The sequence below is a fragment of the Intrasporangium sp. genome (genome assembly GCF_036566125.1).
Taxonomy (GTDB): domain Bacteria; phylum Actinomycetota; class Actinomycetes; order Actinomycetales; family Dermatophilaceae; genus Intrasporangium.
The window spans coordinates 1-5920 of record NZ_DATCWX010000263.1; the positions used below are offsets into that span (position 1 = coordinate 1).

Genomic DNA, 5920 nt, shown 5'->3' on the forward strand with positions numbered 1-5920 from the left:
ATGCCGCTGGGCTCGTTTCCGCGCGCCGCCGTCCTTCGCGGGGTGGCCGTGTTCGTCATCACGGCCACCGTGTGGTCGGCCGCGGCCTGCTCCGACGAGGACGTCGTCGACACCATCCCGCCACCCCGGCCCAACCGGACCGCGACCACCTCGACCACCACGAGCACAGCCACTCCGGCTCCCCCGATCACCCCGACCACCGACGCGCACTGAGCCGTACGCCCCATCGAGGGCATCGGTGCGTGCCGGCACCCCCAAACCCGTCTGTCGTGCTGGGTCCCGTCAGCCCATGCACTCCGCGAACCAGGTCGCGATGTTCGTCACGCCCTTGCACGACGGGCCGTTGTACTGGGCGCTGAGCGGAAGCTCCCCGTTCGGTCCGACGATCCACGTGGACACGTCGACCACACTGTCGCCGTCGAGGTCGAAGCCCAGGAGTCCTTGGAAGCCGTCCCCGGTGACCGGGTCGATCAAGCCCTGCGCAATCCGGTTCGCGACGCCGTTCGTGGTCCAGACGACCTCGCCGGTGTTGGCGTCGATGACGACCTGGACACCGGCCGCCTGGTTCTGCTTGCTCGCGTTGACACACTCGTGAGCGAGAGATGGACCAGCCGCGAGGAGTACACCGGCCCCTGCGGCCACCGCGGCGTAGAGGAAACGCTGTGCTGCACGCATCATTACCTCCCTGTTGGACGGCCGACGCTCGGCCTGCCGACCAGTGTTGCGCTGCTGCCGCTGCTCTGTATCGACATTGGTCAGATCCGTCACCTGTGCGGGACACCGAAGATCAGCGTCCCGCCGGAGACGACGTCGAGGACAACTCGGTCGCCCAGCGGCTGAGCCAGCTGCAGGGTGCTCGGAGTCGAGAGGTACTGGTCCGTGCACATCGCGCCAGGATTTGGCGGCAGGTGGGTAGCTCCGACGACGACGAGGTCGTCGAACTCGACGGCGTGACCGGTCAGGTCGCGGTCACAGGCACCGTGACCCACCCGCACGGTGATGGTCGCGCCCGAGACGGCATCTAGGGAGTCGGCGGGGCTGAAACCGGGCGGAGCCGGCGCCAGACCGGTCAGGGGCTGTAGTGATGTCGGCTTGTCCAGTGGTCCGGGCTCCGTCGCGACGACGACGATCGGACGTGCCATCCCGTCCACCGCAAAGGACCAGGCCGGGACGGTCGCCTCACCCAGGTTGGTCTTGACCCGTGTCGTCGTCAGGGTGGCTTCAGTCAGCGTCAGGCGGCACCTCTCAACCGCCACGCCGGAGCAGTCGCCGCCATCCTCCAGCGCACGTGCCACGCTCTCCCGCGGTCCGAGGAGGTCGACGGGTCGCTCCGACCCGTCGGGCAGGGTCATCTGCGACACGCCGGCCTGGTCGTCCGGGACACCCGGCCCGAACTCGACCTTGCCGGCGAGCCACGCGACCTTCTGCGCCTCGGTTTCGAAGGCGACGTCGGCCCAGGGCGAGATGAGCACCAGGCCGGCCGGGGCCACGGGCCGACCGGACGTGCGGAACGTCTCTGCCACGACCGTCGCCCGGTCTGCGAAGGCCTTGGGGGCCGGCGCGCTCGGCAGCGTCGTCGGCTGCTCGCCCGTGGCCGGCCCCGAACCCCGTACAGAGTCGGTGGACCTCGCCTTGACGGGCCCGTCCGTGGAGCCGCCGGTCCCTGGGGTCCGCACCTCACCGCAGGCGGCGAGCGTGAGCAACAAGGGGGCGATCACCATGATCAGGGCGCGGGGTCCGCGGCTACGGGACGTGGCCTCCATACCGATCAGACCCCGTGGCGACGGCAATCGTTGCATCAGCGGTCGGCGTAGCCGTTCAGCTCGTCGAGATCCTCCTCGTCGCCGTCATCGCGAGGCCTGATCCGGCACCAACGCTGCACCAGCATGCCCGCGACGGCGAGCGCGATGGCGATCAGGGCGTGAATGGCGAAGGGCCAGATCCGGCTGCGCTGGGACTCGATGTCGGAGTCGGGCAGCAGCACGAGGATGATCGCGGCGTACCACCCGGTCAGGGCCGCTCCGGTGAGGGCCGCAGCCTGTCCGAGAACGAGCGTGCGGGCGGCCCGGAGTGGAGTCATGGACGCTCCGCTTTCCCCGTCCCTGAAGGTGCGCACCTGCCGGCCGGCGACGAGGACTGCACCGCCGAGGAAGAGCATCGCGACAGCACCGATCCAACCCGGGTCAGGGACGCTCCGGCCGTTGCCCTCGACCCAGCGCATGACGAGCCACGCCAGGACGAGGACGGCGACGCCCGTGAGGACGAGAGTAGACACGCGGATGCCGTTGTGCGGCTTCACAGTTGCCCCCATTCGGGTCCGGGCCGGACGCCCGAGCGGTCGAGTCGGTCAAGCAGTTCAGCAATTGGTCGAATGTCGTTCTCTCCCGGCCCAACCCTGACGCGCGCTTCGGGCTCGGCCCGGACCCAGGGCAGCAGCACGAACGCGCGCTCGGCGGCGCGGGGATGCGGCAGCGTCAGTCTCTCGTCGTCGCTGACGACCTCCTGACCGGAGCCGGGCGCGCCGAACTGGATGAGGTCGAGGTCGAGGGTCCGGGCGCCCCAACGGACCTCGCGGGTGCGGCCGTGCGCGGCCTCGATGCGGTGGAGCGCCTCGAGCAGCTCTGCCGGATCGAGGGTCGTCCGACCCAGGACGACGGCGTTGAGGTAGGGCGGCTGCTCCGGACCACCGACCGGGTCGGTCTCGACGATGGGCGAGACCGAGGTGAGGGTGAAGCCGGGCAGGGCACGGAGGGCATCGACGGCGAGGGAGAGCGTGCGCCCGCGGTCACCGAGGTTCGACCCGAGCGCGATGACTGCTCGCGGCCCGTTGCTGCGGCGGATGCGGACCTCGACGTCGGTGAACGGGTGGCCGACCGGGGCCTCGGGCTTGTGCACGACCACCTCGACGGCGTCGACGAGCGGGTAGCCGAGCACGTCGTCGGCGATGACCTCGGCGAGGCGCTCGATGAGGTCGAACGACGGGCCGGTGATCCGGGCCACCACGGCCGAGGCGACCTCCGCGTAGTTGACCGTGGCGGCCAGGTCGTCGGTCCGGCCCGCTCTGGACAGGTCGAGGGTCAGGTGCACGTCGACGACGAACGGTTGGCCGTCCCGCTTCTCGGCCTCGAGGACCCCGTGGAAGCCGCGGGCGGAGACGCCCTTGAGGACGATCTGGTCGCTCACCAGGCCCCGTCCTCGGCCACGTGGTGCTCGAGGGTCGCCCGCACCACCGCGAGAACCCGGGCGGTCGACTCGACGTCATGGACGCGGACGCACCAGAGGCCGGCCATGGCCGCCATGACCGAGGTCGCCGTCGTCTCCAGGTCGCGCTCGGCGGGGGGTCGTGGCGCCTCGCCCGCTCCCCTGCCGAGCCGCCCCAGGAATGCCTTGCGCGATGCACCGAGGAGGATCGGGTGTCCCAGCTCGTGCAGCTCGGGCAAGGCGGCCAGGAGCGACCAGTTGTGCTCCGCCGTCTTGGAGAAGCCGAGACCGGGGTCGAGCACGAGGAGGTCCTCACTCAGCCCGGCACCCAGCAGCTCGTCCCGGCGGGAGGCAAGCTCACGGCATACGTCTGCCACGACGTCGTCGTAGACGGCGAGTGACTGCATGTCGGCGCTGTGACCGCGCCAGTGCATGGCGACGTAGGGCACCCCTGCCCCGATGACGAGGGGAACCATCTCCGGGTCGGCAAGGCCACCGGACACGTCGTTGACCACGCTGGCGCCGGCGTCGAGGGCGGCTGCGGCGACCGAGGCGCGCATGGTGTCGATAGACACGATCGCACCCTGCTCGGCGAGGTCGCGCACGACCGGGAGCACCCGACGCAGCTCCTCCTCGACGGAGGGCCGGTCGGCCCCGGGCCGGGTCGACTCGCCCCCGACGTCGATGATGTCCGCTCCCGCGGCCAGCACATCGCGCCCGTGCGCGAGGGCGGCCTCGGGCTCGAACCAGACGCCACCGTCGGAGAACGAGTCCGGCGTCACGTTGACGACGCCCATGACGAGAGTCCGGTCGCGCTCGGCGACCAGGTTTGCGGCCTTCGACCGCATCACGGCATCACCGGTCCGGTCACTTGTTGCCCTCGAGCATGAGTGCCATGGCCTCCGCTCGAGTGGCGGGGTCGCGCAGCTGACCGCGCACGGCCGAGGTGATCGTGGACGCCCCCGGCTTGCGGATGCCGCGCATCGACATGCACAGGTGCTCGGCCTGGACCACCACGATGACTCCACGCACGCGAAGATGCTCGACGAGGGCGTCGGCGATCTGCGTGGTGAGGCGCTCCTGGACCTGTGGGCGACGGGCGAAGACCTCGACGAGCCGCGCCAGCTTGGACAACCCGGTCACCCGGCCGTCCTTGCTCGGCACGTAGCCGATGTGGGCGACGCCGTGGAACGGGACGAGGTGGTGCTCGCATGTGGAGTACAGCTCGATATCGCGGACGATGATCAGCTCGTCGTGGTCGATCTCGAAGGTCTTGCTGAGCACGTGCTCAGCCGTCATGTCCAGGCCGGCGAACATCTCGGCGTAGGAGCGCGCGACGCGGTCCGGCGTGTCGACGAGGCCCTCGCGCTCCGGGTCCTCACCGATGGCGAGCAGCAGCTCCCGGACGGCAGCCGCAGCCCGCGCCACGTCGACCGCCACGGATCACGCCTTCTCGTCGGGGCGGACCGGCTTGTCGTCCGGGACCTCGACGACCTCGACGGGCGGGTGCTCCTCGGCCAGCGGGTGGGCGCCGACAGAGGCGGCCTCGTCGATCTTCTCCTCGACACCGGGGTCCGGAGCCGCCGGAGGCGGGAGGTGGCCGTTCTGCTGGGCGGCGATCTCCGCCGGTGTGAGGACCGGTGGGCGGTCGCCGGGCAGGCGCGTCTGGGAGGACAGCCACGTCGGTCGCTGCGGCAGCTTGACGATGTCGTGGAAGACCTTGGCGATCTCCGCCTGGTTCAGGGTCTCCTGCTCGAGGAGCTCGAGGACGAGGCGGTCGAGCACGTCACGGTTCTCGTTGAGCGCCTGGTAGGCCTCGTCGTGCGCCGACTCGATGAGCCTGCGGACCTCCTCGTCGACGATGCCCGCGATCTCCTCGGAGTAGTCGCGCTGGTGGCCGTAGTCACGTCCGAGGAAGACCTCGCCCTGGCTCTGGCCGAGCTTGATCGCACCGATCCGCTCGCTCATGCCGAACTCGGTGACCATCTTGCGGGCCATGCCGGTGGCCTTCTCGATGTCGTTGCTCGCACCGGTCGTGGGCTCGTGGAAGACGATCTCCTCCGCGACCCGTCCACCGAGGGCGTACGCGAGCTGGTCGAGGATCTCGTTGCGCGTCGTGGAGTACTTGTCGTCGACGGGCATGACCATGGTGTAGCCGAGGGCCCGTCCGCGGGGCAGGATCGTCACCTTGGTGACGGGGTCGGTGTGGTTGAGCGCCGCCGCGACGAGCGCGTGGCCGCCCTCGTGGTAGGCGGTGATCTTCCGCTCCTTGGCCGACATGATCCGGGTGCGCTTCTGCGGGCCGGCGATCACTCGGTCGATGGCCTCGTCGAGGGACCTGTTGTCGATGATCTTCTGGTCGCCTCGGGCGGTCAGCAGCGCCGCCTCGTTGAGTACGTTTGCGAGGTCGGCACCGGTGAAGCCCGGCGTGCGCCGGGCGACCGCGAGCAGGTCGACATCGTGGGCCATCGGCTTGCCCTGTGCGTGCACCTCGAGGATCCGGTGCCGGCCGAGCATGTCCGGTGCCTCGACGGCGATCTGCCGGTCGAACCGGCCCGGCCGCAGCAGAGCGGGGTCGAGGATGTCGGGACGGTTCGTCGCCGCGATGAGGATGACGTTGGTCTTGACGTCGAAGCCGTCCATCTCGACGAGCATCTGGTTGAGGGTCTGCTCGCGCTCGTCGTGCCCGCCGCCGAGCCCGGCGCCGCGATGACGGCCG

At 70.3% G+C, this 5920-nt stretch carries 8 protein-coding genes; 1 reads left to right on the forward strand and 7 read right to left on the reverse strand.

Going from position 1 to position 5920, the window contains the following annotated elements:
* A partial coding sequence (locus VIR15_RS16290) for a hypothetical protein (protein ID WP_331929614.1) occupies positions 1-213 on the forward strand: 213 nt, incomplete at its 5' end.
* Positions 214-282: 69 nt separating this feature from the next.
* Here VIR15_RS16290 and VIR15_RS16295 read toward each other — a convergent pair.
* The 7 genes from VIR15_RS16295 to VIR15_RS16325 form a co-directional block, all read right to left on the reverse strand.
* Positions 283-675, reverse strand: coding sequence for a hypothetical protein (locus tag VIR15_RS16295; RefSeq protein ID WP_331929616.1), 393 nt, complete (start codon positions 673-675; stop codon positions 283-285).
* A gap of 89 nt (positions 676-764) precedes the next feature.
* Positions 765-1721, reverse strand: coding sequence for a hypothetical protein (locus VIR15_RS16300; RefSeq protein WP_331929618.1), 957 nt, complete (start codon positions 1719-1721; stop codon positions 765-767).
* A gap of 77 nt (positions 1722-1798) precedes the next feature.
* Positions 1799-2275, reverse strand: a complete 477-nt coding sequence (locus VIR15_RS16305; RefSeq protein ID WP_331929621.1) for a DUF3180 domain-containing protein — start codon at positions 2273-2275, stop codon at positions 1799-1801.
* Positions 2276-2295: 20 nt separating this feature from the next.
* A complete protein-coding gene (gene folK, locus VIR15_RS16310; RefSeq protein WP_331929623.1) occupies positions 2296-3183 on the reverse strand; it encodes a 2-amino-4-hydroxy-6-hydroxymethyldihydropteridine diphosphokinase in 888 nt (295 codons plus the stop codon).
* Positions 3180-4049: a dihydropteroate synthase gene (folP, locus tag VIR15_RS16315; RefSeq protein ID WP_331929629.1), complete on the reverse strand. Its 870-nt coding sequence runs from the start codon at positions 4047-4049 to the stop codon at positions 3180-3182. Before folP ends, folK begins: the two co-directional genes overlap by 4 nt.
* 19 nt (positions 4050-4068) lie before the next feature.
* Positions 4069-4641, reverse strand: a complete 573-nt coding sequence (gene folE, locus VIR15_RS16320) for a GTP cyclohydrolase I FolE (RefSeq protein ID WP_331929625.1) — start codon at positions 4639-4641, stop codon at positions 4069-4071.
* Between the two features lie 3 nt (positions 4642-4644).
* A partial coding sequence (locus VIR15_RS16325) for an ATP-dependent metallopeptidase FtsH/Yme1/Tma family protein (protein ID WP_331929627.1) occupies positions 4645-5920 on the reverse strand: 1276 nt, incomplete at its 5' end.